24 protein-coding genes are annotated in these 24,810 nt (G+C 48.2%); 20 read left to right on the top strand and 4 right to left on the bottom strand.

Annotated elements, in window-relative coordinates:
• Positions 1 to 46: 46 nt before the first annotated feature.
• From mnmE to DCMF_RS18030, 7 genes are all read left to right on the top strand, one after another.
• Positions 47 to 1,429, top strand: a complete 1,383-nt coding sequence (gene mnmE, locus DCMF_RS18060) for a tRNA uridine-5-carboxymethylaminomethyl(34) synthesis GTPase MnmE (RefSeq protein WP_148135710.1) — start codon at positions 47 to 49, stop codon at positions 1,427 to 1,429.
• Positions 1,430 to 1,439: 10 nt separating this feature from the next.
• Positions 1,440 to 3,335: a tRNA uridine-5-carboxymethylaminomethyl(34) synthesis enzyme MnmG gene (mnmG, locus tag DCMF_RS18055; RefSeq protein WP_148137969.1), complete on the top strand. Its 1,896-nt coding sequence runs from the start codon at positions 1,440 to 1,442 to the stop codon at positions 3,333 to 3,335.
• 1 nt (position 3,336) lies between these two features.
• The gene (gene rsmG / locus DCMF_RS18050; RefSeq protein ID WP_148135709.1) at positions 3,337 to 4,062 is read left to right on the top strand and encodes a 16S rRNA (guanine(527)-N(7))-methyltransferase RsmG; all 726 of its coding nucleotides are present in this window, start codon (positions 3,337 to 3,339) and stop codon (positions 4,060 to 4,062) included.
• A 180-nt stretch (positions 4,063 to 4,242) separates the two neighbouring features.
• Positions 4,243 to 5,004, top strand: a complete 762-nt coding sequence (locus DCMF_RS18045; protein WP_148135708.1) for a ParA family protein — start codon at positions 4,243 to 4,245, stop codon at positions 5,002 to 5,004.
• Positions 4,997 to 5,896 carry a ParB/RepB/Spo0J family partition protein gene (locus DCMF_RS18040; protein ID WP_148135707.1) on the top strand — a complete coding sequence of 300 codons (900 nt, stop codon included), beginning with the start codon at positions 4,997 to 4,999 and terminating at the stop codon, positions 5,894 to 5,896. Before DCMF_RS18045 ends, DCMF_RS18040 begins: the two co-directional genes overlap by 8 nt.
• A gap of 101 nt (positions 5,897 to 5,997) precedes the next feature.
• On the top strand, positions 5,998 to 6,411 hold the full coding sequence (locus DCMF_RS18035) for a hypothetical protein (RefSeq protein ID WP_148135706.1): 414 nt from the start codon (positions 5,998 to 6,000) through the stop codon (positions 6,409 to 6,411).
• Positions 6,412 to 6,433: 22 nt separating this feature from the next.
• Complete coding sequence (locus DCMF_RS18030) at positions 6,434 to 7,138, top strand: DUF554 domain-containing protein (RefSeq protein WP_148135705.1); 705 nt, start codon at positions 6,434 to 6,436, stop codon at positions 7,136 to 7,138.
• 7 nt (positions 7,139 to 7,145) lie between these two features.
• On the opposite strand, the gene DCMF_RS18025 is transcribed toward DCMF_RS18030, so the two are convergent.
• The 3 genes from DCMF_RS18025 to larB are packed head-to-tail and all read right to left on the bottom strand — an operon-like array spanning position 7,146 to position 9,736.
• Positions 7,146 to 7,793, bottom strand: coding sequence for an HAD family hydrolase (locus DCMF_RS18025; protein ID WP_148135704.1), 648 nt, complete (start codon positions 7,791 to 7,793; stop codon positions 7,146 to 7,148).
• 12 nt (positions 7,794 to 7,805) lie between these two features.
• A complete protein-coding gene (larC, locus tag DCMF_RS18020; protein ID WP_148135703.1) occupies positions 7,806 to 8,981 on the bottom strand; it encodes a nickel pincer cofactor biosynthesis protein LarC in 1,176 nt (391 codons plus the stop codon).
• Positions 8,978 to 9,736, bottom strand: a complete 759-nt coding sequence (larB, locus tag DCMF_RS18015) for a nickel pincer cofactor biosynthesis protein LarB (RefSeq protein WP_148135702.1) — start codon at positions 9,734 to 9,736, stop codon at positions 8,978 to 8,980. The genes larC and larB overlap by 4 nt, the downstream gene beginning before the upstream one ends.
• Before the next feature lie 204 nt (positions 9,737 to 9,940).
• Between larB and DCMF_RS18010 the strand changes: the two genes are divergently transcribed.
• The gene (locus DCMF_RS18010; protein WP_214658715.1) at positions 9,941 to 10,207 is read left to right on the top strand and encodes a YkuS family protein; all 267 of its coding nucleotides are present in this window, start codon (positions 9,941 to 9,943) and stop codon (positions 10,205 to 10,207) included.
• A gap of 27 nt (positions 10,208 to 10,234) precedes the next feature.
• Positions 10,235 to 10,477, top strand: a complete 243-nt coding sequence (locus DCMF_RS18005; protein WP_214658714.1) for a YkuS family protein — start codon at positions 10,235 to 10,237, stop codon at positions 10,475 to 10,477.
• 247 nt (positions 10,478 to 10,724) lie between these two features.
• Here DCMF_RS18005 and yyaC read toward each other — a convergent pair whose 3' ends face one another.
• Positions 10,725 to 11,357, bottom strand: coding sequence for a spore protease YyaC (gene yyaC / locus DCMF_RS18000; protein WP_148135699.1), 633 nt, complete (start codon positions 11,355 to 11,357; stop codon positions 10,725 to 10,727).
• Between the two features lie 321 nt (positions 11,358 to 11,678).
• Here yyaC and DCMF_RS17995 point away from each other — a divergent pair, with 321 nt between their 5' ends.
• The 11 genes from DCMF_RS17995 to DCMF_RS17945 all read left to right on the top strand — a co-directional run bounded on the left by DCMF_RS17995 (position 11,679) and on the right by DCMF_RS17945 (position 24,762).
• Positions 11,679 to 12,764 (top strand): YkvI family membrane protein, encoded by a 1,086-nt coding sequence (locus DCMF_RS17995; protein WP_148135698.1) that lies wholly within the window; start codon positions 11,679 to 11,681, stop codon positions 12,762 to 12,764.
• A 100-nt stretch (positions 12,765 to 12,864) separates the two neighbouring features.
• On the top strand, positions 12,865 to 13,866 hold the full coding sequence (locus DCMF_RS17990; protein WP_148135697.1) for a GerMN domain-containing protein: 1,002 nt from the start codon (positions 12,865 to 12,867) through the stop codon (positions 13,864 to 13,866).
• Between the two features lie 210 nt (positions 13,867 to 14,076).
• Positions 14,077 to 15,477 carry an L-seryl-tRNA(Sec) selenium transferase gene (selA, locus tag DCMF_RS17985; protein WP_148135696.1) on the top strand — a complete coding sequence of 467 codons (1,401 nt, stop codon included), beginning with the start codon at positions 14,077 to 14,079 and terminating at the stop codon, positions 15,475 to 15,477.
• On the top strand, positions 15,478 to 17,388 hold the full coding sequence (gene selB, locus DCMF_RS17980; RefSeq protein WP_148135695.1) for a selenocysteine-specific translation elongation factor: 1,911 nt from the start codon (positions 15,478 to 15,480) through the stop codon (positions 17,386 to 17,388).
• Positions 17,389 to 17,576: 188 nt separating this feature from the next.
• Positions 17,577 to 18,773: an ABC transporter substrate-binding protein gene (locus DCMF_RS17975; RefSeq protein ID WP_236860056.1), complete on the top strand. Its 1,197-nt coding sequence runs from the start codon at positions 17,577 to 17,579 to the stop codon at positions 18,771 to 18,773.
• Between the two features lie 257 nt (positions 18,774 to 19,030).
• The gene (locus DCMF_RS17970; protein WP_214658713.1) at positions 19,031 to 19,909 is read left to right on the top strand and encodes a branched-chain amino acid ABC transporter permease; all 879 of its coding nucleotides are present in this window, start codon (positions 19,031 to 19,033) and stop codon (positions 19,907 to 19,909) included.
• A 9-nt stretch (positions 19,910 to 19,918) separates the two neighbouring features.
• Positions 19,919 to 20,929, top strand: coding sequence for a branched-chain amino acid ABC transporter permease (locus DCMF_RS17965; RefSeq protein WP_148135694.1), 1,011 nt, complete (start codon positions 19,919 to 19,921; stop codon positions 20,927 to 20,929).
• Entirely contained in the window at positions 20,910 to 21,680 is a 771-nt protein-coding gene (locus DCMF_RS17960; protein ID WP_148135693.1) for an ABC transporter ATP-binding protein, read from the top strand. The genes DCMF_RS17965 and DCMF_RS17960 overlap by 20 nt, the downstream gene beginning before the upstream one ends.
• Positions 21,680 to 22,384 (top strand): ABC transporter ATP-binding protein, encoded by a 705-nt coding sequence (locus tag DCMF_RS17955; RefSeq protein ID WP_148135692.1) that lies wholly within the window; start codon positions 21,680 to 21,682, stop codon positions 22,382 to 22,384. Before DCMF_RS17960 ends, DCMF_RS17955 begins: the two co-directional genes overlap by 1 nt.
• A gap of 164 nt (positions 22,385 to 22,548) precedes the next feature.
• Positions 22,549 to 23,241 carry a DUF881 domain-containing protein gene (locus tag DCMF_RS17950; protein WP_148135691.1) on the top strand — a complete coding sequence of 231 codons (693 nt, stop codon included), beginning with the start codon at positions 22,549 to 22,551 and terminating at the stop codon, positions 23,239 to 23,241.
• 171 nt (positions 23,242 to 23,412) lie between these two features.
• Positions 23,413 to 24,762: a stalk domain-containing protein gene (locus DCMF_RS17945; RefSeq protein WP_148135690.1), complete on the top strand. Its 1,350-nt coding sequence runs from the start codon at positions 23,413 to 23,415 to the stop codon at positions 24,760 to 24,762.
• Positions 24,763 to 24,810 lie beyond the last annotated feature (48 nt).

Raw genomic sequence — 24,810 nt, 5'->3', positions numbered from 1 at the left:
ATCTCATTGCTGGGTTTTTCTAAATTTGTTGCTGAGGTGAAATAATATGTGGACGGATACCATTGCCGCTATTTCAACACCCTCCGGTGAAGGCGGCATCGGCATCGTACGGATGAGCGGAGAAAATGCCCTGGCCATTTTGGCCAAGATCTTTCAGCCCAAGAAGGAAAAAAACTGGACCCAGGTCAAAAGCTTTACCCTGCACTTGGGTCAGGTTTATGGAAAAGATCGAAAAGTGATTGACGAGGTTTTGGTATCCGTGATGAAAGGGCCGAAATCTTATACAGGGGAAGATGTCGTAGAAATTAACTGTCATGGGGGACTGATTTCCCTCAGGCTCACTTTGGAGGCGGTTTTACAGGCGGGTGCCCGGCTGGCGGAACCCGGTGAGTTTTCGAAAAGGGCTTTTCTAAACGGCAGAATTGATTTGCCCCAAGCGGAGGCGATTATTGATATTGTCCGGGCCAAGAGTGAGATGGGACTGAATAGTGCCGTGGCACAACTGGGAGGAAATTTATCGCACATCATTTCCCGCCTGAGACAGGATCTTCTAGGCGTTCTGGCTGCTATTGAAGCCGCTATCGACTTCCCTGAGGAGGATCTGGACGAAATTACTTTAGGGCAAATTCAGGCTACGGTACATAAGACGCTGCAGGAAATGGAAAAATTGATTCAAACCGCGGATCGGGGAAAACTGATCCGGGAGGGGATTCATACGGCCATCGTAGGGCGGACCAATGTGGGTAAATCCAGCCTTCTCAATGCCTTGTTGGGGGAAAACAGGTCTATTGTCACGGAAATTCCGGGCACAACCCGGGATACCGTGGAGGAGTTTATCAATATCGGCGGTTTTTCCCTCAAAATCATTGATACGGCCGGGATTAGAGAGACTACCGACTTAGTGGAAAAGATCGGCGTGGAACGCACAAGGGAAATATTGGAGAAAGCCGACCTGGTCCTTTTAGTGTTAGATGTGGCAGAGGGCATCACAGACGAGGATAAGCGCCTGCTCCAAGATATAAAGAATAAAAAAGCCCTGATTCTGATCAACAAAATTGATCTTCCCTCCCACCGGGACAAAAAGGAGGAAATTGAAGACTGGGTGAAGGATTTTCCCCATGTTTTTATTTCCGCCAAAGAGGATATCGGGATTGAAAGACTGGAAAACGAGATTGTGGAACTTATTTTCCAGGGAGGAATTCAAGCTTCCCGGGAGGTATTCATCACCAATATGCGGCATAAAGAAAGCCTGCAAAAGGCATCTTATCATTTGTCTGAGGTTTTGCATGGGGTAAACCGGAGCATGACGCTGGATTTTCTTTCCATTGATTTAAAGGCGGCCTGGGAGGCTTTGGGAGAGATCTCAGGGGACACAGCAGGAGAAGATTTATTGGACAGGATTTTTTCTGATTTTTGTATTGGCAAATAGAGGTGAGATCGTGGAATATTCGGCAGGATCATATGACGTCATCGTCATCGGCGCAGGCCATGCCGGCTGTGAGGCTGCTTTAGCGGCGGCCCGGATGAATTGTAAAACCTTATTAATTACCCTGAATATGGAGAATATTGCCTTAATGCCTTGTAATCCTGCCATCGGAGGTCCGGCAAAAGGGCACCTGGTGCGGGAAATCGATGCTTTGGGCGGAGAAATGGGTCTCATGATTGACCGGTCCCAGATTCAGATTCGCCTTCTTAATACGGGAAAAGGCCCTGCCGTACATGCCCTGAGGGCGCAAGCGGATAAAAAATTGTACCAGCAGGAAATGACGGTGGTATTACAATCCCAGGAAAATCTAGATGTCAAACAAGCCACGGTGGATCAAATTCTCGTGGAAAATTACCGGGTGGCGGGAGTTGTGACCAAAACAGGAGCCCGGTTTTCGGCAAGCACGGTGGTATTAACAACGGGCACCTATTTACGGGGCCGGATTATCATCGGGGATACCCATTTTCAGGGTGGTCCCAACGGCCAGCATGCTTCTATCCGTCTGGTTGACAGTCTCAAGGATATAGGATGGGAATTAAGGCGGTTTAAAACGGGTACGCCGGCCCGGATTGACTATCGGTCCATTGATTTTTCCCAAACTATGGAACAGCCCGGAGATCAGGGCCGGTGGGCATTTTCTTTTTTGACGGAACGGTTTGACCGTCCCCGGGTGTCTTGTTGGCTTACCTATACCAATGAAAGAACCCACCAAATCATTCGGGATAATTTGCACCGTTCTCCTTTATACAGCGGTTTTATTGAAGGAATCGGGCCCAGGTACTGCCCCTCCATTGAGGATAAGGTGGTAAGATTTCCCGACAAAACGGCCCATCAGCTCTTTTTGGAGCCGGAAGGCCTTCATACCTATGAATATTATGTGCAGGGCATGTCCAGCAGTTTACCCGAGGATGTGCAGCTGGCATTTCTCCGCACCATTAAAGGGTTGGAAAGGGTAGAGATGATGCGTCCAGCCTACGCCATTGAGTATGATTGTATTGACCCGACCCAGTTAAAATCAACCTTAGAAAGCAAATTTATTTCCGGTTTGTATACGGCGGGACAGATTAACGGGTCCTCCGGCTACGAGGAAGCGGCGGCTCAAGGATTAATGGCCGGGATCAATGCCGCCCGGCAGGTAAAGGAAAAGGAGCCTTTGATTTTAAAAAGGTCGGAAGCCTATATCGGTGTTTTAATCGATGACCTGGTTACCAAGGGCACCAATGAGCCCTACCGGATGTTAACTTCCCGGGCGGAATACCGCTTGATTTTACGCCAGGATAATGCTGATTTGAGGCTGACGGCATACGGCAGGAATGTGGGCCTGGTCGATGACCGGCGCTGGGGGAAATTTGACCGGAAGAGGAGAAAAATCAGTGAGGTTTTGGACTTGTTCAAAGAAACAAAGATTTCCCCTCAGAATGAGGCCTTAAATCACTTGTTGAAAGAAAAGGGGGCGAAAGAGTTACACTCTTCCGTATCCCTTTATGAACTATTAAAAAGACCGGAAATTACCTATCACGATCTCCTCCCCTTGACCGAGGAAAATTTGGCTGGGGAGCAACAGGTAGAAGAACAGGTGGAAATTCAGGTAAAATACGAAGGCTATATTAAGAAGCAGCTGGACCAGGTAGACAGATTTAATAAGTTGGAAAACCGGCGCATTCCCGAGGATATCTCCTACACCCTGGTGCGGGGACTGCGCACGGAGGCCCAGCAGAAATTAGAAAAAATCAAGCCTTCCTCCCTTGGACAGGCTTCCCGGATCTCCGGGGTTTCTCCGGCCGATATTTCTGTTTTGCTCATTTATTTGGAGCAGCGGCGGCGCATGTCGTCAAAGGAGGAGATCTGATTTGGGCTCCCTTTTCCGAGAGGTGCTGATAAAATGCCTGGAGGAAATTGACCTTCCTTTAGAGGAGCATCAGCTCTCTCAATGTGAAACCTATCATGACCTGCTCTTGACCTGGAATCAGAAAATAAATCTTACTGCCATTGAGGATGCTCAGGAAATTGCCGTCAAGCATTTTGTGGATTCCTTAATTTGTGCCAAGTATCTGGACCATCCTGCCCAGGATACCTGCATCGATGTGGGGACCGGAGCAGGATTTCCCGGTATCCCCATCAAAATCCTGCTGCCTGAGATGAGATTAACTTTACTTGATTCTTTGGCAAAGCGCTGCCAATTTTTGCACACCGTGGTTTCCTCCCTGGCCTTGAAAGAGACCTCCGTGGTCCATGGCCGGGCAGAAGAAAAGGGGAAAGAACCCGCGTTCCGGGAACAATTTTTTTTGGCCACAGCCCGGGCCGTCAGTAGTTTGCCGGTCCTGGCGGAATATTGTCTGCCTTTTCTCCGGGTGGGGGGAATTTTTTTCGCCCTGAAGGGACCGGAGGTGGAGGAAGAGGTAAAAAAGGGAGCAAAGGCTGTTGCTGCTTTAGGGGGTAAATTGAGGGAAATTAAACATTACCGGCTTCCTTCTTCAGGAGATCGGCGCTCTTTAGTGATCATGGAAAAGGTATCCCCTACTCCGGCCAAATATCCCAGAAAACCGGGGATGCCGGAAAAGAAACCTCTTCTCTAAATAACGAACCGGCCAAAAAATGTTTTTTTGGCTTTTTCTTTTTTTTGCAGGAGTACGCGCGTGAAATGTGGAATTAAAACTTTTTGAGTAACTACTCAGGGACCAGAATGGGAAAAAGGACGAAAAACATGCTGAATTTCTCCAGGAGCCCATTTTGAATTCATGACCGGTGGTGGAAGCATGGGTAAAATCATTTCGATTGCCAATCAAAAAGGCGGCGTAGCAAAAACGACTACGGCAGTAAACGTGGCGGCATTTATGGCCATGGAAGGGAAAAAGGTATTGATCATTGATATCGACCCCCAGGGAAATGCCTCTAGTGGTCTCGGCATCAATCGGTTAGAGACGGAGTATTGTATCTATGATGTGATCATCAACGGTGTTTCTCTTGATGCGGTAACCCATGATACAGAATTGGAAAATCTTAAAATTGTTCCGGCCACTATTCAGTTGGCCGGGGCTGAGATCGAACTGGTTTCCGCAATCTCGCGAGAGAGCAAATTGAAGAAGGCGCTGAGAAGTATTCGTGACCGCTATGATTACATCCTGATTGATTGTCCTCCTTCTTTGGGTTTACTGACGTTGAATGCGCTTACTGCGGCGGACAGCCTTTTAATTCCCATTCAATGCGAATATTATGCTCTGGAGGGGTTGGGGCAATTAATGAATACCTATGAGCTGGTACGCAAGCACCTGAATCCCCATTTGGAGATTGAAGGAGTCGTATTAACTATGTTCGATGCCCGGACAAATTTAGCGATTCAGGTGGTGGATGAGGTCAAGAACTATTTTCGCGGCAAGGTGTTTTCTACCATTATTCCCCGTAATGTACGACTTAGTGAGGCACCCAGTCATGGCAAGCCGGTTTCCTTGTACGATCCCAAATCCCGAGGTGCTGAGGTTTATCATGAGCTGGCAAAGGAAGTGATCAGTCATGACTAAAAAAGGTCTAGGGAAAGGGCTGCAGGCCTTGATTCCATCGGGGCCCTTATTGGATAGAAAGTCGGAAGATCAGGTTTTATTATTGCCCATTGAGGATATCCTCCCCAATGCAAATCAGCCCCGTAAAAATTTTGACCCTGACAAAATCCGGGAATTGGCAGAATCCATTGCCGAGCACGGTATTGTTCAACCGATTGTAGTCCGGCCCGTCTCTGAGGGAAGATACCAAATTGTGGTGGGGGAAAGGCGTTGGCGGGCAGGCAAGCTGGCCGGCCGCACGGAAATACCCTGTATTGTGAAAGACTTTGATGAAAAAACCGTCACAGAGCTGGCCCTTATTGAAAATATTCAGCGGGAAAATTTAAATTCTTTGGAAGAAGCGGAAGCCTACCAAAGATTGCTGGTAGAATTTAATTATACCCAAGAGTCTTTAGCGGCCCGGCTGGGAAAAAGCAGGTCCTATGTGGCCAATACCCTCCGCTTACTCAATTTAGCCGGGCCGGTCCAGGGATTTATCCGGGAAGGCGTTTTGACTGCGGGACATGCCCGGGCCATTCTCTCTCTGGATGTGCCGGAGAAACGGTTGGTTTTTGCGGAAAAAATTATTAAGGACAAGTTATCTGTGCGTCAGGCAGAGGAACTGGCAAAAGAAATAAACGCACAACACATGGCCCCCGCGACCGACAAGGTCAAACAGGAACATCCTCCGAAAAAGCCCGATCCCCCTCTTCCTCTGGTCATTCGGGATGTGGAAAACCGGCTCAGGAGCTTATTGGGCACGCGAGTAAAAATAAGGCCGGCCGAAAAAGGTGGACGGATCGAGATTGACTATTATGGTGAAGAAGATTTGGAGAGGATAGCCAGTACCTTGCTGCCGGACGATACGTTTTGAGAAAAGGGGAATGTTTCACGTGAAACATTCCCCTGTCTTGCTCTTGTATCAGGGCATGTCTTACTGGCTGAAACAGGATTTATGGGAGAGATAAAAGAGAAATGAAAGGAACACTGGAAAATTTACTGATCAGTTTCATATTTATCGTACTGATAGCCCTTTTTCTCAAAGGCATTCCGGATCAAGCATATTATTCCGGTGCTGCCGTCTGTGCCGGCATCATCCTGGAACTGCCTGACTTTTACCGGCATATCAAGAGCAGAAAGGGTGTGGGATTTGACGGGCAGATTTTTTTGGGGCAAGGGATCCCGGCCCTCCTCTTGTTTACTAATCTGACCTGGTCAAAATGGGTGATAGAGCTAGGGATTCCGGCAGGCTGCCTGAGCTGGCTGAACAATTTTGCTCAGGAGTTTCAATTAATCGGGGCTTTATGGACCGGGGTGATGATTGTGAAAACGGTAAAAGCAGAATCAAAAATGTTTCACGTGAAACATCGGCGCAAAAAGACATTTTAGCAAGGAATGGGAGAATAGAAACATGTGGGGAACGATCGTTAATGTCATAGCGATTATTGGAGGCAGTCTTCTGGGGGTCCTGGGAGGAAACTTCCTCAGAGAAGAAACAAAAGATACGGTGTCAAAAGGAGTGGCCCTGGGCGTAATTTTCATCGGCATGCAAATGGCCTTTGAAACCCAGCACTTGATTGTCATGTTAATCAGCCTGGTGCTAGGTGCGGTAACGGGGGAAACCATCGGCATCGAAAAGTATTTAAACAAGGCCGCTCAGGCGTTGGAAAAAAAGATGAAAAGAAAAGAAGAAGGGAAAGGGGGGCTGGCGGAAGGCTTTGTCACGGCGACCTTAATCTATTGCGTAGGAGCAATGGCAATCATGGGTTCCTTGCAAAGCGGACTTACCGGAGAACACACCATTCTTTATGCCAAATCGGTATTAGACGGGGTGATTTCTATTGTTTTGGCGTCCACCTTAGGCATAGGCGTAGCCTTGTCCGCTCTGCCCGTTTTATTATACCAAGGCTCAATTGCCTTGTTGGCGGGCTGGATTTCCCCTCTTATTATCCAGGAAGCGATCACAGAAATGAAAGCCACGGGAGGACTCTTAATTGTGGCAATCGGGTTAAATATGCTGAATATCGTGCAGATCCGGGTCGGCAATATGCTTCCGGCCGTAGTGTATGCCATTCTATTTACCACACTGGTGGTTAAATTCGGGTTAGGAATATAAAGGTATTTTATCTTCCTAACTCTTCGATGCGGTGCAAAAGCTCCTCCCTGGTATCAACGGTAAAACTCGGCCGGTATTTCAGGAGTTCCTCTTTGACTGCCATCCCCCAAGTAACGGCAATGGTTGTGACGCCGGCCCGGTTTCCTGCCCCGATATCAAAAGGACTATCGCCGACAAAAATAGCTTCCGGGGGAGCTTTTTTTAGTTTCTCCAATGCCAACAAAACAGGATCAGGGTGGGGCTTGTGTAGCTCGGTATCATCTACCGTAACAACAACGGAAAAAAAAGGGCCTAAATCAATTAAGGAAAGGGTCATTTCGGCACCATACCGGCTTTTGGAGGTAACCAGGCCTAAAGAAAAGCCTTTCTCGCGGAGCACCGTGAGCATTTCCCTGGTACCGGGGAAAACGCCCAGATACTGGTCGTGAAGCTTCCGGTAGTGTCTCTGATAGGTTTCAAAAAACTCCTCTTCTTTTCCCAGTCCGGCCATCATGCCGCCAATTTGCCTTAAGGGGAGGCCGATGTATTTCATCACCTCATCGTCTCCCCAGGGAATGTGCATCTCCTGGAAAACTTCCTTATAGGTACGTTTGATCAGGGGCAAAGAATCCGCCACGGTTCCATCTAAATCAAAAAGAACGGTATCAATAGACATGATTTTCTCCTTTTATTTCTGCAAAGTATTTTTCGCGGATGTAATCGCTTCTAAATAGATTTCTTTAAGAGGCACCTGGTGGAATTGAGCCAATTTTCGACAGTCCTCGTACTCCGGAGAGATATTCATCGTCCCTTCCACGGTACCTATTTTGATACTCACCTCGCCAAACCGGGTGCGAACCGTTACTTTCTGACGGGGACAGCAAAAACGGTCTTCCCTGCGGATTCGGATACCCAGGGAACTGGTTTCCTTCAGGACCGTCTGTATCAGGGGGTCCACAGCTTCACTACGGCATAAAAGGGTGAGCAGGGAACCGGGCCGTCCTTTTTTCATTTGAACGGCTGTGAGATACATATCTAAGGCACCCAGAGAAAAAACGACCTCCCAAAGATGAGAAAATATTTCCGGGTTCATATCATCGATGGCAGTCTCCAGTACCATAATCTGCTCTCTGCCTGTGTCCGGGTGCGCATCCCTTGAGCCAATAGAAACCGTTAACAGATTGGGAAAAGCAAAGTTTTTTGTACCCGCTCCCCGGCCGACGGCGTCAAGTCTCATTTCCGGGTAAGGGCCGAAAGACTGGGCCAAGGTGGTAATCAAACTGGCCCCGGTTGGGGTGACCAGTTCCCCCTCCACGTCTACGCCATAGACGGGAGCTCCCTTGAGGAGCTCTTGGGTGGCAGGGGCCGGGAGGGGCAGCAGCCCGTGCGCGCATTTAATGAAGCCGTGGCCCATGGGCAAGGGGGAAGAGATTACCTGATCAATTCCCAGTAACGATAAACAAATAACGGTTCCTACAATATCGATGATGGCGTCAACGGCTCCTACCTCATGAAAATGCACGTCTTCCCGGGTTGTTCCGTGCACCTTTGCTTCCGCTTCCGCCAAGCGACAAAAGACGGCGCAAGATTTTTCCTGTATTTCCGGGGAAAGACCGGACTGATTGATGATTTCAATAATATCGTGAAGCCGGCGGTGGGGCTGATGCTCGGCATATTCAACGGAAACTTTGCGGGCGGAAATACCCCCTTTCACCACAGGACTGGAAGAAATATTGTAGCCCGTGAGGGGAAGAAGGGCCAGCCGGTGCTGTAATTCGTTCAAATCCGCTCCCGCATCCACCAGGGCGCCTAAGCACATGTCGCCGCTAATTCCTGCCGGACAATGGAAATAAGCAATTTTCATGATTCCGTCTCCTCGCTCCTGATAATGGCACTGGCCAGCGCGGCCGCGCCAAAGCCGTTGTCAATATTTACCACGCCGATCCCGGCCGCGCAGCTGTTCAACATCGTCAGCAAGGGGGCCAGTCCGAGAAAACTTGCTCCATAGCCTACACTGGTGGGAACCCCGATCACCGGTTTATCGACTAATCCGGCAACGACGCTGGCCAAAGCGCCTTCCATACCTGCGACAACAATAATGACCCGGGCGGTATTCAGTAGCTGCTGCTTGTCCAGAAGGCGGTGGATTCCGGCTACTCCCACGTCGTAAAGCTTTTCTACAAAATGACCCCAAGCATTACCGGTAATAGCGGCTTCCTCTGCAACGGGCAAGTCCGCGGTCCCGGCACTGATCACCAGAATCGTCCCCTTTTTGGGGGTTACGCCAGCACCAAATTCAATGATACGTCCTAATTCATGATACCTGGCACCGGGGATGCTTTTTGAGACTTCCTGATACATGCGGGGAGTTGCCCGGGTGGCTAAAACGGTACGATTATGGGCGACTAATTTTTCCATAATGATCCGTACTTGTTCTTCGGTTTTTCCCTGACAGAAAACTACTTCCGGATAACCGTTTCTCAGCGCCCGGTGATGGTCGATTCTGGCAAAACCGAGATCTTCATAGGGCAGGTTTTTTAAATCTTTTAAGGCATCATCGATGGTAGTATGGCCGGATTTTACATTTTCTAAAAGAAAGCGAAGCCTTTCTATATCCATGTCGTTTGCTCCTTATTCCTTGATTTCTGGGTTTTTAGCTGTAGGAAAACACCTTCCAACAAGGAGAATATCTTCAAGGTTTGTCTTCATTGTATTATAAAGGAAAAATTATTGTCAACAAAGCAATTCATGAACGGAGAAGGGATAAATCTCCCAGGGTGGGGGGAAAATAGCAAATAGTTTCATGGTGAAGAAGGTGATTTGGTGGAACCTAGGGTGGCAATCCAGGGGGACTTAACGGAATTGGCAGCTCTTCTCCGGCAGGGCGGCTATGAGGTGGTCCCCTTGGAGGAGTGTGATACGCCTGTAGATGCCATTGTTTATTCCGGCGTTACCTGTGCCTGGGACGGCGCTCCGGGAATCACGGATTCCCTTGAACCGGGCGGGCCTGGTCAGCGGGTGGTGCTGATCAATGCGGTCAATATGGATCCGGGTGAAGCCGCCGACTTCATTGGATCCAGGCTGGGCTAGCAAAATAAAGCAGGGGAGGTGATGAAAATGACACCCAATCAGACGATCGCGGTGGAAGATGGCTTGCAGAATGTGAAACAAGCGTTGGAAGCCCAGGGATACACGACGGTAGATATGAGCCGGGTGGCAAAAGCCGGCTGTATTGTGACGACGGGAATGGACCAGAACTTTTTGGGCCGGGAAGATGTGCAAAGAGATATTCCGGTGGTGATTGCCAAGGGAAAAAGTGCCCAGGAAGTCGTAAATGACGTAAAAAGATTTGTGCAGTAAATAAAGCCAAAAAAACTTTTCGGGATCCGGGTACCGGTTACCGGGGTCCGGAAGCATCCCATCAGGATAAAGGTCGGAGCCTGGGATAGCCCACTTAAAAAATGTTATTTCCCATCCCGTAAAACAGTCGGTTTTACGCCTATATGCAAAAATAAAAAGCCCATTCAGGGCTTTTTATTGTACGTCGTTTATTTTTATCCTGTCCTCTCACGAGCTATGCGCGCGGGTGCTCCAGGCACCAAGTCCTCTAGCAAAGCGAGTTCTTTAAAAACGTATCGCGCTTTTTTAGATCGTCTCGTTTTCTTTGGGCCTTTTTCACCCCCATGACAATACTGTTGGCAATGAGCAAGGCCATTTGCATCACAATGCTGAGACGGGTATTCTGCAAAACAATAAATTCCATGTAGCCGGCCACATTGACGATGCCGGTAAAATAAATGTTTCCTACGGGGGGCAGGTTCTTGTGTACGCCGGCACCGGGTTTGATTTCGCCTAATCCTAAATTAATCATGCCCACGCTTTCCAGCTTTCCTAAACAGGCATCTACGGCAATAATCAGGGGGGTGTGATGATTTTGCTGAATAGCAGCCAATTTTTCCGACATATTGGTGGCATGGACCGGTTCATCCAGAGTGCCGTAAATGGAAAAATTGATGGGGTATTTCTTCAGATACCAGCCTACCAAGGGGCCCAAGCAATCGCCTGTAGACCTGTCGGTACCAATGCAGATAACGGCAATTTCCTTTTGCCCATAAGGATCCAGTTCTGTTAGATACCTACATAATTGTTCCGATAGGGTGGATAGGGTCACAGGGTTTTCATAATGACATTTAATTTGTTTCCCGGCATAGATGGGTGAAGGGAATATGGAAAAATTCATTTTTCTCCTCCAAAAGCAATGTTACATGATAGTATATGTGGCTTATCAGCCAGATATACAGAGCTAATTTTCATGTTTTCCGGGACAACAGCATATGTATTAATTGGGGACATTCCTCGGTACAAGAGGCAAGAGGTAAGATGCAAGAAACAAGATGTTTGCGCTTTTTTCCGGACTTTAGCTTCCTTTTCTTGCCTCTGGCTTCTGGCATCTAGCTTCTTGAATGGTGTGTCCCCTGACATAAATTGGGGACATTCCTCAGCGGAAAAGGAATGCCTAATATAGAGGTGTGTCCCCTGACCTTTAAAGGGGGGAGAAAGGGTGAAGATTAGGAATACGGATTGGCAGATCGCCGTGGCATATGTAGGAACCGTAGTCGGAGCAGGTTTTGCATCGGGTCAGGAATTGATGCAATTTTTCGTCAAGTTCGGCATCAAAGGGCTGTACGGGGCTGCTTTAGCCGGTATCTTTTTTATTGTTTTAGGCGCCATGACCATATTCATGACCGGACAGTACCGGTTCAGAACCTATAAAGATCTTCTGGATCTGATGCTAGGGCCGAAACTGGCTTTGCTGATTGACGGCGCCGTGATCATCTTTTTATTTTTAGGGTTTAGTGTGATGCTTTCAGGAAGTGGAGCCTTGTTCAAAGAACACCTGGGGCTGCCGTCCTGGATCGGCATATTCTTAACCGAAGGGTTGGTTTTAGTGGCTTTGCTCGCCCGGCATGAGGGCGTTCTCTGGTTTAATTTTCTCTTGATCCCTTTATTAATTGCCGTTTTGGGCATCGTGTCGGTGGGAACCATCTGTTCCATGCCTGTGAGCAACCCGGAAAGCACCCTTTTTTCGGGCAACGGGTCTTGGGTCTCCGACAACTGGATTTGTTCCTCGGTGTTATATGTTTCTTATAACATGGTGGGGGCGGTCGTCGTATTGGTAGCGCTGGCAGCGGATAAAAGAAATTGCAGCTTCGCCGGAGGGATGCTGGGAGGGGGCCTGCTGTCTCTTTTAGTCTTATTTGCCGTAGGCGCACTTTTATCTGCCGGGTCCCCTGTTTTTTCTTATCAAATTCCCATGTTATATTTGGCCTACCAGGTGAATCCGGCCATGTTTTACCTGTATGGTGCGGTGCTTTGGGCGGCGATGATTACGACGGCGATTGCCAATGCCTACGGGCTGGCCAGGCGTTTACAGTACGCATGGAATGTCCCTTATTTTTTTGTGATGAGCTTACTTTTAATTTTGGCCATTCCCTTGTCTTTATGTGATTTTGTCCATCTGGTTGCCCGGGTCTATCCTTTGTTTGGCTATCTCAGCATGATTATCACTTTTGTATTGACCATCCAGGTGTGGGGAGTCATGAAAGAATATCTAGGAAAAAGAGCAAAAAAAAAGTTTCCCAGGTAAAATTTCTGTTCGAATAAGTTGGGCAGGATTTTTTTTCGACAGGGCGAATTTTACTTAACAGGGTCAAAGTGAAGGATAATACAAAAAGGAGGTGAACGGTTTGTTGCCGGAAAAAAAGATGCTCATGAGACGAATGGGTTTGATCATCGCTCTTATTTTGGTCCTCTTTATCCTGGGCGGATGTACCATAAAAAAAGAATTGTCCCCGGACGCCGAAGATTCGGCCGGCTCCACCCAGGAGCGGGCAAAATCCCAAGACCGGACAGCCTTTTTAGTAAAGGACCAGGGAACGGTGTTAGTGTATTTTGCCACACCCGACGGAAAAAACTTGGTTCCGGTAACATTGTCAATCAATCCAACAAAAGAGGCGGCCAAAGTAGCTGTGGAAAAACTTCTTGCCGGGCCTGAAAATGATTTTTCATCCGGTACCATACCTGAAGAAACCAAATTACTGGATATTTATTTGCAGGGACGTACGGGATATGTGGATCTCACGGAAGAAATCACGAAGATTCCCAAGGAAAAAGCGGAGCAGGCAGTCAATGCTTTGGTACTTACCCTCACGGAGTTTGCACAGGTTGATGATGTACAGATTCTGGTTGCCGGTCAAATCGTGCCCAAATTAGGACCGGTGGATATTAGTAAACCCATCAAACGCCCGAACTTGATCAACGCGTACGGTGAGCCCGGGGAAGATGGGGTAAAGGTTTTTTTCAGCGACGCCAATGCCATGTATGTGGTTCCTGTGACGGTAAAGGGGGACAAGAAAAATTTACCCTTGTCTGCTTTAAAACGGTTAATCGCGGGACCCCCTGAAGAAAGCGGGTTATTTCCAACGATTTGGCCAGGGACCAGTGTAAAGAATTTACAGGTGGAAGATGGAGTAGCTACCGTTGACTTTAATGCAAAGGTTCTCGGTTATGGGGGAGGAACCACGGCGGAAAGCATGCTGGTCAATTCCGTGGTCCTAACACTTACACAATTTGAGAATATTGAAGCTGTGCAATTTTTAGTGGAAGGGAAAAAGATGGAGTATTTCCCTGAAGGCACGGATGTTTCTTCTCCTATACCGGCACCCCAAAAAATAAATTTTGTGCCCTAATCACCCCAAGAGCAATCATGTTTATGTAGATGATTAACCGTTGTTTATTCCGGATCCGGGTCAACGGTACAAAAGCCCAAAGGAAGTTCGCAGGAACTGTCTTTGGGCTATCATTTGCATCCCCCAAAAGAATGCGATATATTGTAAAGAAGGTATTTGATTCTCCTTGGGGAATATTTAGAAAAAACAAGGTAAGGGGGCCCAAGGCCGGTGGAAAATGTTTTTCAATGGATACCTGCAGTGGATGAGCTGCTGGAAAATGAGCGCATACGACAATTCCAGAACCTTCCCCGGGTATTGGTGGTGGATAGTATCCGGGCTGTTTTAGCCGAGCACCGGCGCATCCTGCGTCAAACAGCGGATAAATACCCAGATCCGGATCATTTAAGGGAAGCCATTATGAAAGATGTGATTTCCCGCATCAGGAGAAGTGCCCAACCGGTATTTCGGCCGGTGATCAACGGGACAGGAATCGTCTTGCATACCAATTTGGGACGGGCGGTATTAAGCCAGGCGGCGCGGGAAGCGGTAGATTTGGCGACAAAGGGATATTCCAATCTGGAATTGAATTTGGACTTGGGCCAAAGAGGATCCAGGTATGCCCACGTAGAAGACCTGATCCTGAAACTGACCGGGGCGGAAGCCTGTTTGGTAGTCAACAATAATGCTGCTGCCGTCCTTTTAGCACTGGATACCTTGGCGAAGGGAAAAGAAACCATCGTCTCCCGGGGGGAACTGGTAGAGATCGGGGGCGCCTTCCGAGTCCCGGAAGTGATGGAGCGAAGCGGGTCCAGACTGGTGGAAGTGGGTACCACAAATAAGACCTATATCGGGGATTATGAAAGAGAAATCAGAGCGGAGACCGGGCTTCTTTTGAAAGTACATACCAGCAATTACCGGGTCGTAGGGTTTACCCATGAGCCGGCGTTAAGGGAATTGGTAGAACTGGGGAGAAAGTCCCACATACCGGTGATGGAGGATTTGGGCAGCGGCTGCCTCTATGACCTCAAGGCGGCAGGGGTGGGCGATGAGCCTACGGTCCAGCAGGTAGTATCAGCCGGGGCAGACGTGGTCACCTTTAGCGGGGATAAATTATTGGGAGGCCCCCAGGCAGGTATTATTGTAGGAAAAGAACAATATATTTCGCCTATGAAAAAAAATCCTCTCACCAGGGCCTTAAGAATAGATAAGATGACAGTGGCAGCTTTGGAGGCTACCCTGAGGAGTTATCTGGATCAGGATCAAGCATGCGGAGAAATTCCCACCCTGGAAATGCTGACCCGGCCTTTGGGCATACTGGCGGAGCAAGCCCGTAAGCTGGGGGACATGATTACCCAGGATCTGGAGTCCGATCTGGACGTGCACATCACGGAGGGAGTCTCCCAAGTGGGGGGAGGATCCTTGCCCACTGTAGAGCTTGCCACCTGGCTGGTTTTTATCAAGCCCAAAGCGCAAAAGGTGGATTCCTTTGTTTCTGCGCTGAGAAAGGGAAATCCGGCGCTGCTTACCTATATCAGAGAAGACTGGGTCGTCTTAGACCCCCGGACAATTTTTCCCGAACAGTATGAACAGTTGGTGGAAGTGTTGAAAAAGGCATGTGGAGGAAGATAGATGCAGCGAATAATTATCGGCACGGCAGGTCACGTGGATCACGGGAAGACGGTATTGACCAAAAGGCTTACCGGGGTCGACACCGATCGTTTAAAAGAAGAAAAGGAGCGGGGAATATCCATTGAGTTGGGTTTTGCCCCCCTGACCCTTCCCAGCGGGACAAAAGTAGGGTTAGTGGATGTACCGGGCCATGAACGGTTCATCAAGAATATGCTGGCCGGTATTGCCGGGATCGATTTGGTGCTGCTGGTGATTGCCGCAGATGAAGGAGTGATGCCTCAAACCAGGGAGCACCTGGACATCATCAATCTTTTGGAAGTAAAAAAAGGGATTGTGGTAATCACGAAATCGGATTTGGTGGATGAAGAATGGCTGGAATTAATCAAACAGGACATCACCCAGGTGCTGGCAGGTACGGTGCTGGAGAATGCCCCCATGGTGGCGGTATCCGCATTTACGGGAACAGGAATCGCCGAATTATTAACGATGATTGACAAACAAGCCCAGGAAACGCCTCCCAAAGAGGTGACGGGAAAAGTACGCATCCCCATTGACCGGGTCTTTACCATTACCGGGTTTGGCACGGTAATTACCGGAACCTTGTGGGCTGGCCGGCTCAAGGTGGGTGATATGGTGGAGATTTTACCGAAGGACTTAAATGTGCGGGTACGTACTTTGCAGGTGCATGGGGAAAAGGTGCCGGAGGCCACTGCCGGTCAAAGAGTGGCGGTTAATTTAGCCGGGGTGGAGGCGGAAGAAATAGAACGGGGAGATGTTCTTGCCGAACCGGGGCTTTTAGAAACCTCCTTCCGGATGGACGTGAGACTCCGCTTGTTGGCGCACAACGGCATTTCTTTGGATCAGAGGGCCCGGGTGCGGATACATCATGGGACCAGGGAAGTCCTGGGCCGGATCAATCTGTTGGACCGGGAAGAATTGCTTCCCGGGGACAGCTGTTTCTGCCAGCTGGTATTGGAAACACCTTTGATGGCGCTGAGAGGGGATCATTATGTGATGCGTACCTATTCCCCCATGATCACCATCGGGGGAGGCGTGATCGTAGATCCTGTGCCTGGCAAACATAAAAGATATAAAGAAGAGGTCATAAAAACCCTGGAAGTGAAGTCCCTGGGCAATCCCAGGGATCTGGTGCTTCAGAGTTTGTCCGAAGATCCCATGGGCATGTTGACCCCAAAAGATATTGCCGGTAAAACCGGTCTGGAAGAACCGCTCGTTGGGGAGCAATTAAACAGCTTATCCCGGGAAGGAGAGGTTTTCGCTGTGGCCGGGGAAGGAACCGGGTATTATTTGACCCGTGACCGGGATGTGAAGTGGCGCCTCAGCGCGCAAAAACGATTGAAAGAATTCCACGATAAATATCCCCTGCGCCCGGGCATGCCGAAAGAAGAATTAAGGTCCCGGGATTTCCCGAATATTTCCGGAAAGGTCTTTAATTTGCTCGTGGAACACTGGGAAAATACCGGCTTAATCCGGGCAGAGAGCCAGAATATCGCGGCGGGCGATTTTCGGGTGGAAATTTCCCCGTCCTTGGAGAAAGCAATCAAAACCATTGAAGAAAAACTGCTGGAGCAACCTTTTTCTCCCCCCGGCTGGGAGGCCCTTGCGGAAGCTGCCGGCCTCGCCGGTGAGATGAAAAATGAAGTGTTGCTTTGGCTGCAGAATCATCATCGCGTGGCGAAACTGGCGGAGGATGTGCTGATCCACAACCAGGCCCTGGAAGAAGGTAAAGAAAAAATTAAGCAATACATCAAAGAACATGGGATGATTCAATTGGCGGAAACAAGAGATTTATTAAACACATCCCGAAAATATGCCCTTCCTTTACTGGAATATTTGGATCAGATTAAGTTTACCCGGCGCAAAGCAGATACCAGGATCCTTTTTTCCTAAAGAAAAGGGAAAAACAGTGGGAATATTTTAAATTGACAGTGATCGCGGGACAAGTTTATAATAATTCTGAAATGTGCTGTTGTTTGGGTATAGAGATAGGAATAGGGTACCGTGACGTAGATATCCTAAATCATTTCGATATATGCCAAACAATTGTCATTTTTATATGAAAAAGGGGGGTTTTGAGGGTGAAATTAAGTAAAAAGCTTGTATTACTTATGGCTCTTGCACTGGCTGTGGCATTTGCAGCAGGTTGCGGAGCACAACCGGCCGAGCAGTCCGGAGACGAGCAGCAGCCCGCGGTTGAATCCGTGAAGATTGGGCTGAACTATGAGTTGTCCGGTAAAGTGGCCACCTACGGGGGAAATACCGTAAAAGGAATTGAGCTGGCGATCAAAGAAATCAATGAAAACGGCGGTGTTTTAGGCGGAGCGAAAATCGAAGCGGTGAAAGCCGACAACAAATCCGACGCCGCTGAAGCCACCAACGTCCAAACCAAGCTGATTACCATGGACAATGTATTGGCTACGCTGGGACCGGCAACTTCTACCAACACCTTTGCCGCGATTCCTGTTGCCATGGAAAATGAAGTTCCCCTGCTCACCACTTCCGCTACGACTGATAAGGTTACCGTGGATGAGGCCACCGGTAAGGGCAAGGAGTTTGCTTTCCGTATTTGCTATACGGATTCTTTCCAAGGGCAGGTGGGTGCCAATTTCGTTTTTGGATCTCTCAATCTGAAGAAAGCCGCTGTCTATGTTGATTCCAACAGTGACTACAGCAAAGGGATTGCGGAAGTATTTAAAAAAGTTTTTACTGATCTAGGCGGAGAAATTATAGCCGAAGAGTCCTATGTAGATACGGACCAGGATTTCAAATCTACCCTAACCCGGATTGCCGCGGCTAAACCGGAAGTGATCTATCTGCCCGGGTACTATGGTAATGTGGGTATGATCGTGAAACAGGCCAGAGAATTAGGGATTACCGTTCCTTTCGTCGGTGCGGACGGATACGACTCTCCGGACCTGGTTGCCCTGGGTGGTGCGGAAAACCTGAATAATGTATTCTTTACCAATCATTATTCCTCTCAGGATACCGATCCCGCGGTGCAGAAATTCGTAGAAGCCTATAAAGCGGCTTATGGAACCGAACCGGATGGCTTTGCCGCCCTTGGCTACGATGCCATGTACCTGATGGCGGATGCCATTAACAGGGCCGGAGCGGCTGACTCTATTGCCATTAAGGATGCTTTGGCGGCAACGAAAGACTTTAAGGGCATTACCGGGACAATGAGCATGGATGAGAAGCACAATCCGGTCAAAGGCACGGTTATTCTTGAAATGAAAGACGGCAAACAAACCTTTAAAGAAAAAATACAACCTTAACAATTTTCAGGAGATAAAAGACGAAAGAGGGCAATGAGGGGAGGCGACTCCCCTCATTTAACCTCATGCTTTGCCTTTCCAGTTTATTACATTTACAGCTCCCGGTTTAACTGGGAGATTTATCTTGTTTTGTCCATTCGGATAGCTCCTACAGGTTCAAAGGGCATGAAAGAAAAGCTTTAAACATAGCACAGAAAATTCGCGTAAGCTTCTGATAAAGATGAACAGGAAGATTAATTGGGTTAGGAGTGGCCAGATTGGAGATGCTCATTCAACAGCTTATTAATGGTATCGCGCTCGGCAGTATCTATGCCCTGATCGCTTTAGGATATACCATGGTTTACGGAATTATTAAATTAATCAATTTTGCCCATGGTGATGTGTACATGGTGGGGGCTTTTGTAGCCTTTTTCCTCATTTCCTTATTTCATTTGTCTTTTTTTCCCGCCCTCCTCATTGCCATGGTTGCTTGTGCCGTATTAGGGGTCTTGATTGAACGGATCGCTTATAAACCGTTGCGTAACGAAAACCGCTTGACCGTGCTGATTACGGCCATTGGGGTTTCTTTTCTTTTAGAATACGGCATGATGTATTTTGTAAAGCCGGACCCCAGGGCTTTTCCCGCCAGCTTTCAGCTGCACAACTTTCACCTGGGCGGCATCGTCATTTCCAGCAAGGATATTTTGATTTTATTAATTAGTCTGGCACTGATGCTGATCTTAACCTATGTGGTGAACCGGACAAAAACAGGGAAAGCCATGAGAGCGGTATCTTTTGACAGTGATGCGGCAAAATTGATGGGGATTGACGTGGATAAAACCATTTCCGCAACTTTTGCTATTGGCTCGGCCTTAGCCTCTGCCGCAGGGGTATTGGTGGGCATGTACTACGGACAGATTGATCCCTTGATGGGGATTATGCCCGGATTAAAAGCATTCATTGCCGCAGTGATCGGAGGCATCGGCATTATTCCCGGAGCCGCCGTAGGGGGATTGATTCTGGGGGTTACGGAAGCATTTGTCAGCGGTGCCGGTTATTCCATGCTGCGGGATGCGGTAGCCTTTACGATATTAATCATCATCTTGATTATTAAGCCCACAGGGATTATGGGCAAAAATGTCAGAGAGAAAGTGTAGGTGGCGGCCATGACGGATAAACAGAAAGAGCCTTCGTTTTGGAAACGGCATGCACCGGTAATCATATTGGCAGTGGTCTTGTTGGCCGTTTATCTGATTTTTTATTTTTGGATTGATGGCTTTAATTTAGGCGGTACAAAATACAAATTAAATAAATACTATACCCTTAACCTCTATTTGATGGGCATGAACATCATTCTTGCCGTCAGCTTGAATCTGGTCTGCGGCATTACCGGTCAGTTAGCTTTGGGACACGCCGGTTTTATGGCCGTGGGGGCTTATATATCGGCGATTTTCACCATGAAGCTGGGCCTTCCCTTTCCGGTGGCGATCCTGGCCGGAGGATTGGCGGCAGCCGTGATGGGCGTGATCATCGGACTCCCCACCCTGCGCTTGAAAGGAGATTATTTGGCCATTGCCACCCTGGGGATGGGGGAAATTATTCGGGTTATTTTAATTAATATCAACTATGTGGGTGGGGCCAGCGGACTGAGCCCCATCCCCAAGCTAACCAATTGGACCTGGATCTTTTTCTTGACCGTGGGTACGATCCTTTTTGCCAAGAATTTTATTAATTCCACCCATGGCCGGGCCTGTATCTCCGTCCGGGAGGATGAGATCGCTGCAGAAACCATGGGCATCAACAGCACCAGGTATAAAACCATGGCTTTCTGCCTGGGCGCCTTTTTTGCCGGTGTGGCCGGGGCCGTTTATGCCCACAATTTTTATATTATCCAACCCAACGTATTTAATTTCTTCAAGTCCTTTGAATATTTGGTGATGGTGGTTTTAGGCGGTTTGGGCAGTCTTACCGGTACCGTACTGGCTGCTTCCGGATTAACCGTGGTGAATGTGGCGCTTCAGAGAGTGCCGGAATTGCGCATGATTCTTTACTCCCTGGTGTTGATTGTGGTGATGCTGTTCCGCCCAAGCGGATTAATGGGACGGAAAGAGTTTACTTTTTCTTTCCTCAAGTCGGATAAAGAAAGGGGTGGGCAGCGTGGCACTTCTGGAAATTAATAATGTGGGGATTTCTTTCGGCGGTTTAAGGGCGGTGAGCAACTGTAATATTGCCATTAAGCCGGGGGAACTGGTGGGCTTAATCGGGCCCAACGGAGCCGGAAAAACGACGGTTTTTAATATGCTTACCGGTGTATACCTGCCTACGGAAGGGGACATTATTTTCGAAGGGAAATCCGTGGTAGGACTTAAACCCTATCATATTACGGCAAGAGGAATTGCCCGCACCTTCCAAAATATTCGTTTATTTAAAGATTTAACGGTATTGGATAATGTAAAAATTCCTTATCATATTCATGCCAAACATGGTGTTTTTAGTTCCGTTTTCCGCCTTCCCCGTCATTTCAGGGGAGAAGAGGAAATTACCCAAAAGGCTATGGAATGCCTGGAGGTTTTCGGCTTAGCCGATAAAAAACAGGAGCTCTCCAAAAATTTACCTTACGGCCAGCAGAGGCGGTTGGAAATTGCCCGGGCCCTGGCTGCTCAGCCCAGACTGCTCTTATTGGATGAACCGGCGGCGGGGATGAATCCCCATGAAACACGAGATTTAATGGAACTGATCCGCTGGATCCGGGATCAATTTCATCTGACCATTTTGCTCATTGAACATGATATGTCCCTTGTCATGGGAGTCTGTGAACGGATTTATGTGCTGGATTACGGCAAGGTTATTGCGGAAGGCACACCGGACGAAATTAAACGGAATCCCAAAGTGATCCAGGCTTATCTTGGGGAGGAGGTTCGGGTTTAGTGCTTAAGGTAGAAGCGATTAACGTATATTATGGGGCGATTCACGCATTAAAAGGAATCTCCATTGAAGTGAACCAGGGTGAAATCGTTACTTTGATCGGAGCCAATGGCGCGGGAAAAAGCAGTATTCTGAAAAGTATTTCGGGTCTCTTAACGCCCAAGTCCGGAAGTATTTTTTTTGAAGGAAAAAATATTACCGGCGCCCCGGCCCAATCCATTGTAAAAATGGGTATTTCTCAGGTTCCGGAAGGACGGCGCATTTTTGCCAACATGAGTGTTCAGGAAAACCTGGAGTTGGGGGCGTTTCTGGAAACTGACAAAACGGCCGTGAAGCAGCGCATGGACAATGTATTTCAGCGGTTTCCCCGTTTAGCGGAAAGAAAGAACCAATCTTCAGGGACCCTCTCCGGGGGGGAGCAGCAAATGTTAGCTATGGGCCGGGCGCTTATGAGTAAACCCAGGCTGCTTTTACTGGATGAACCCTCTATGGGATTGGCCCCCATATTGGTACAGGAGATCTTTAACATCATCAAAGAGATCAACGAAGCCGGGACCACCGTCCTGGTCGTAGAGCAAAATGCGCACCAGGCTTTGTCTATCGCCCACCAGGCCTATGTGCTGGAAACCGGGAAGATTGTATTGAGCGGCACAGCTGCCGAAGTGGCTGCTTCGGAAGAGGTTAAAAAAGCCTATCTGGGCGGATAAACCAATATGCAAACTTGGGGAGTCTGGTAAATAAGCCAGGCTCCTTTTTGTCAGGATCCCCCTGAAATAAATGTCTGAAGACGACAGGCTCTCCTAATTTTCGATATAATTTTTACTTCCTGTATGTTATGCTAATATAAATAGGCGTTTAGGAGGAAGGATCCATGACCATGTTTCGGAAAAAGTGGCAGGTGCCGCTATTTTGTACCCTGCTCATATTCGGCCTGTTAATGTCCGCCCAGTACAACACACAGGTGGCGGTCTTAAATTCCTTAGCCAGCCAGAGCTCCGAGGACTTAGTGACCCTTGTCAAGCAACTGAATGAAAAAAGGATTCAATTGGAGCAGGAGGTAACCGGCCTGGAAGGGACCAAACGGTCCTTGGACCAGCAAGCGGCCGCCGACTCCACCCTGGTTGCCAGTCTTAAGAATGAACTGAAGCAATTACAAGTAATCGATGGCAATGTACCGGTGCACGGGCCGGGAATAAAGATCACCATCACCCAGGATTCCAATCTCTATTATCGCGATCTGATTGATCTGATTAATGAATTGTGGGCCAGTGGGGCAGAAGCGATCGCCATTAACGAATATCGCATCATGAACAACACCGTCATTTATGAGGCGGAGGATGTTAACCACAATTTGATCATCACCCTTAATAATAAACCCCTGTTAAGTCCTGTGATTATCAAAGCGGTGGGGCACCCGGACACGCTGGAAAAAGGACTTACCTTTTCCGGGGGAATTATCGACACTTTAAATATCTATCAGGTTTTTCCAGTCATTAAAAAGCAAGAGGACCTGGTCATTCCGATAGCCTCTTCTCACTTTAGCTCAAAATACTTAAAGCGGTAAGCGCAATCACTTTCCATTGCGCTTTTTTTGTATACCGGGACGCCGCCCATGGCTGATAGAGGGTTAAGGGATTTCAGCAGAATCAAGTAATTTCCAGGGTCTTTTTCAAAGGAAATTTGTCATGACGTGTAGAAATAGTTCAAAAAATGAAATCAGGAGAGGCAAGCACAAATGAAAAAAAGAATCATGATCCTTCTGGCAGTAATGATGGTTACCGTATTTTCTCTTCCCGCCTTTGCTGCCGCGCCGATTAGTCTTTTTGTCAATGGCGAGCAAATTACTGCCGACGTACCTCCCAGAATTGTTCAGGGACGGGTAATTTTACCCGCCCGGGCGATCTTAGAACCTTTAGGAGCCCAGTTTTCCTGGGACAGCAAAAGCCGCACGGTGACAGTGTCCAAAGGAGAAAAAAAGGTCATACTCAAGATTGATCGCAAAGAAGCGCAAGTAAACGGCATCAAGTACACTCTGGATGCACCGGCTTCCATTATTCAAGGCAGGACCTTCCTTCCCGTCCGATTTGTGGCGGAGGCCTTTGATGCGTCTGTTGATTGGAACAGCGGAACCCGGAGGGTTACGGTCATTCAGAATGACACTACGGGAAAACTGGATATTGTGGTGACCGGTTACTATTTTGACTGGCGTTCATTGGAATCTCTACAAAGCAATATCAACAAGATCACCGATACCATTCATTTTTCTTATGAAATTGACAGTCAGGGCAGGGTCGAGGAAACCAACTATTTTGATCAGGGGTACCAGCTGGCCCGGCAAAACGGCATGGGCGTAGAAATGCTGGTATTTGGCAACAACCGGGCCCAGTTAATTACGCTATTGAATGATGCAAATGCCCAGAAAGTACTGATAGATGATATCCTGAGATTTTTAAAAGAGCGGGACTTTGACGGGGTAAACCTGGATTTAGAAAACATCGACAAAACTCTCAGAACACAGTATCTCGCCTTTGTGAAAAACTTAAAAAATAAATTAGGATCATCCTATACCTTATCTCTTTCATTACCCTCCCGGTCTTCGGACCGTGAAACCTGGCGTGATGGATATGATTATGCCGGTCTGGCCAAAGTAGCGGACCGGGTGATGATCATGGCCTATGACCAGCATTATGCGGGAGGCACCCCTGGTCCTGTGGCGGGCAACGATTGGGTGGAGCAGGTGATTAAATACCTTCTTCCCCTCATTCCCAAGGAAAAATTTGAATTGGGCCTAGGAATCTACGGCTATGACTGGCCCGAAACCGGAGCGGGAAAATCCCTTTATGTGCAGGCTGCCCGGGATTTGGCTGCAACTGAAAAGGCCGTGATTCAGAAGGATGCAGTATCAGGAGTTTCCTTTTTTAGTTATTCCGATGACGCAGGGGTAACCCATCAGGTCTGGTATGAAGAAAGGGACAGTGTCAAAGCCAAAATGGAATTGGTCAAAAAATATCGTTTAGCCGGGGTAGCGCTCTGGAGATTGGGTATTATTCCTCAGGATATTTGGGAAATAATCAATAAAGATTAGTTCGGCCAGGCATAAAGAAAATCTATAATATTCCGCTTACATGAAAAG

Origin of the sequence: Candidatus Formimonas warabiya (assembly GCF_002777255.1) — a bacterium.
Lineage (GTDB): Bacteria > Bacillota > Dehalobacteriia > Dehalobacteriales > Dehalobacteriaceae > Formimonas > Formimonas warabiya.
This window is presented reverse-complemented; position numbering and strand designations above follow the sequence as displayed.

Coding starts and splice junctions, on each gene's coding strand:
- DCMF_RS17965 (WP_148135694.1), top strand. CDS start 19,919: ATGACGGATAAACAGAAAGAGCCTTCGTTTTGGAAACGGCATGCACCG.
- DCMF_RS18035 (WP_148135706.1), top strand. CDS start 5,998: ATGAAAGGAACACTGGAAAATTTACTGATCAGTTTCATATTTATCGTA.
- DCMF_RS17945 (WP_148135690.1), top strand. CDS start 23,413: ATGAAAAAAAGAATCATGATCCTTCTGGCAGTAATGATGGTTACCGTA.
- DCMF_RS18025 (WP_148135704.1), bottom strand. CDS start 7,793: ATGTCTATTGATACCGTTCTTTTTGATTTAGATGGAACCGTGGCGGAT.
- DCMF_RS17950 (WP_148135691.1), top strand. CDS start 22,549: ATGACCATGTTTCGGAAAAAGTGGCAGGTGCCGCTATTTTGTACCCTG.
- yyaC (WP_148135699.1), bottom strand. CDS start 11,357: ATGAATTTTTCCATATTCCCTTCACCCATCTATGCCGGGAAACAAATT.
- mnmE (WP_148135710.1), top strand. CDS start 47: ATGTGGACGGATACCATTGCCGCTATTTCAACACCCTCCGGTGAAGGC.
- DCMF_RS18030 (WP_148135705.1), top strand. CDS start 6,434: ATGTGGGGAACGATCGTTAATGTCATAGCGATTATTGGAGGCAGTCTT.
- DCMF_RS18005 (WP_214658714.1), top strand. CDS start 10,235: ATGACACCCAATCAGACGATCGCGGTGGAAGATGGCTTGCAGAATGTG.
- larC (WP_148135703.1), bottom strand. CDS start 8,981: ATGAAAATTGCTTATTTCCATTGTCCGGCAGGAATTAGCGGCGACATG.
- DCMF_RS18045 (WP_148135708.1), top strand. CDS start 4,243: ATGGGTAAAATCATTTCGATTGCCAATCAAAAAGGCGGCGTAGCAAAA.
- larB (WP_148135702.1), bottom strand. CDS start 9,736: ATGGATATAGAAAGGCTTCGCTTTCTTTTAGAAAATGTAAAATCCGGC.
- selB (WP_148135695.1), top strand. CDS start 15,478: ATGCAGCGAATAATTATCGGCACGGCAGGTCACGTGGATCACGGGAAG.
- DCMF_RS18040 (WP_148135707.1), top strand. CDS start 4,997: ATGACTAAAAAAGGTCTAGGGAAAGGGCTGCAGGCCTTGATTCCATCG.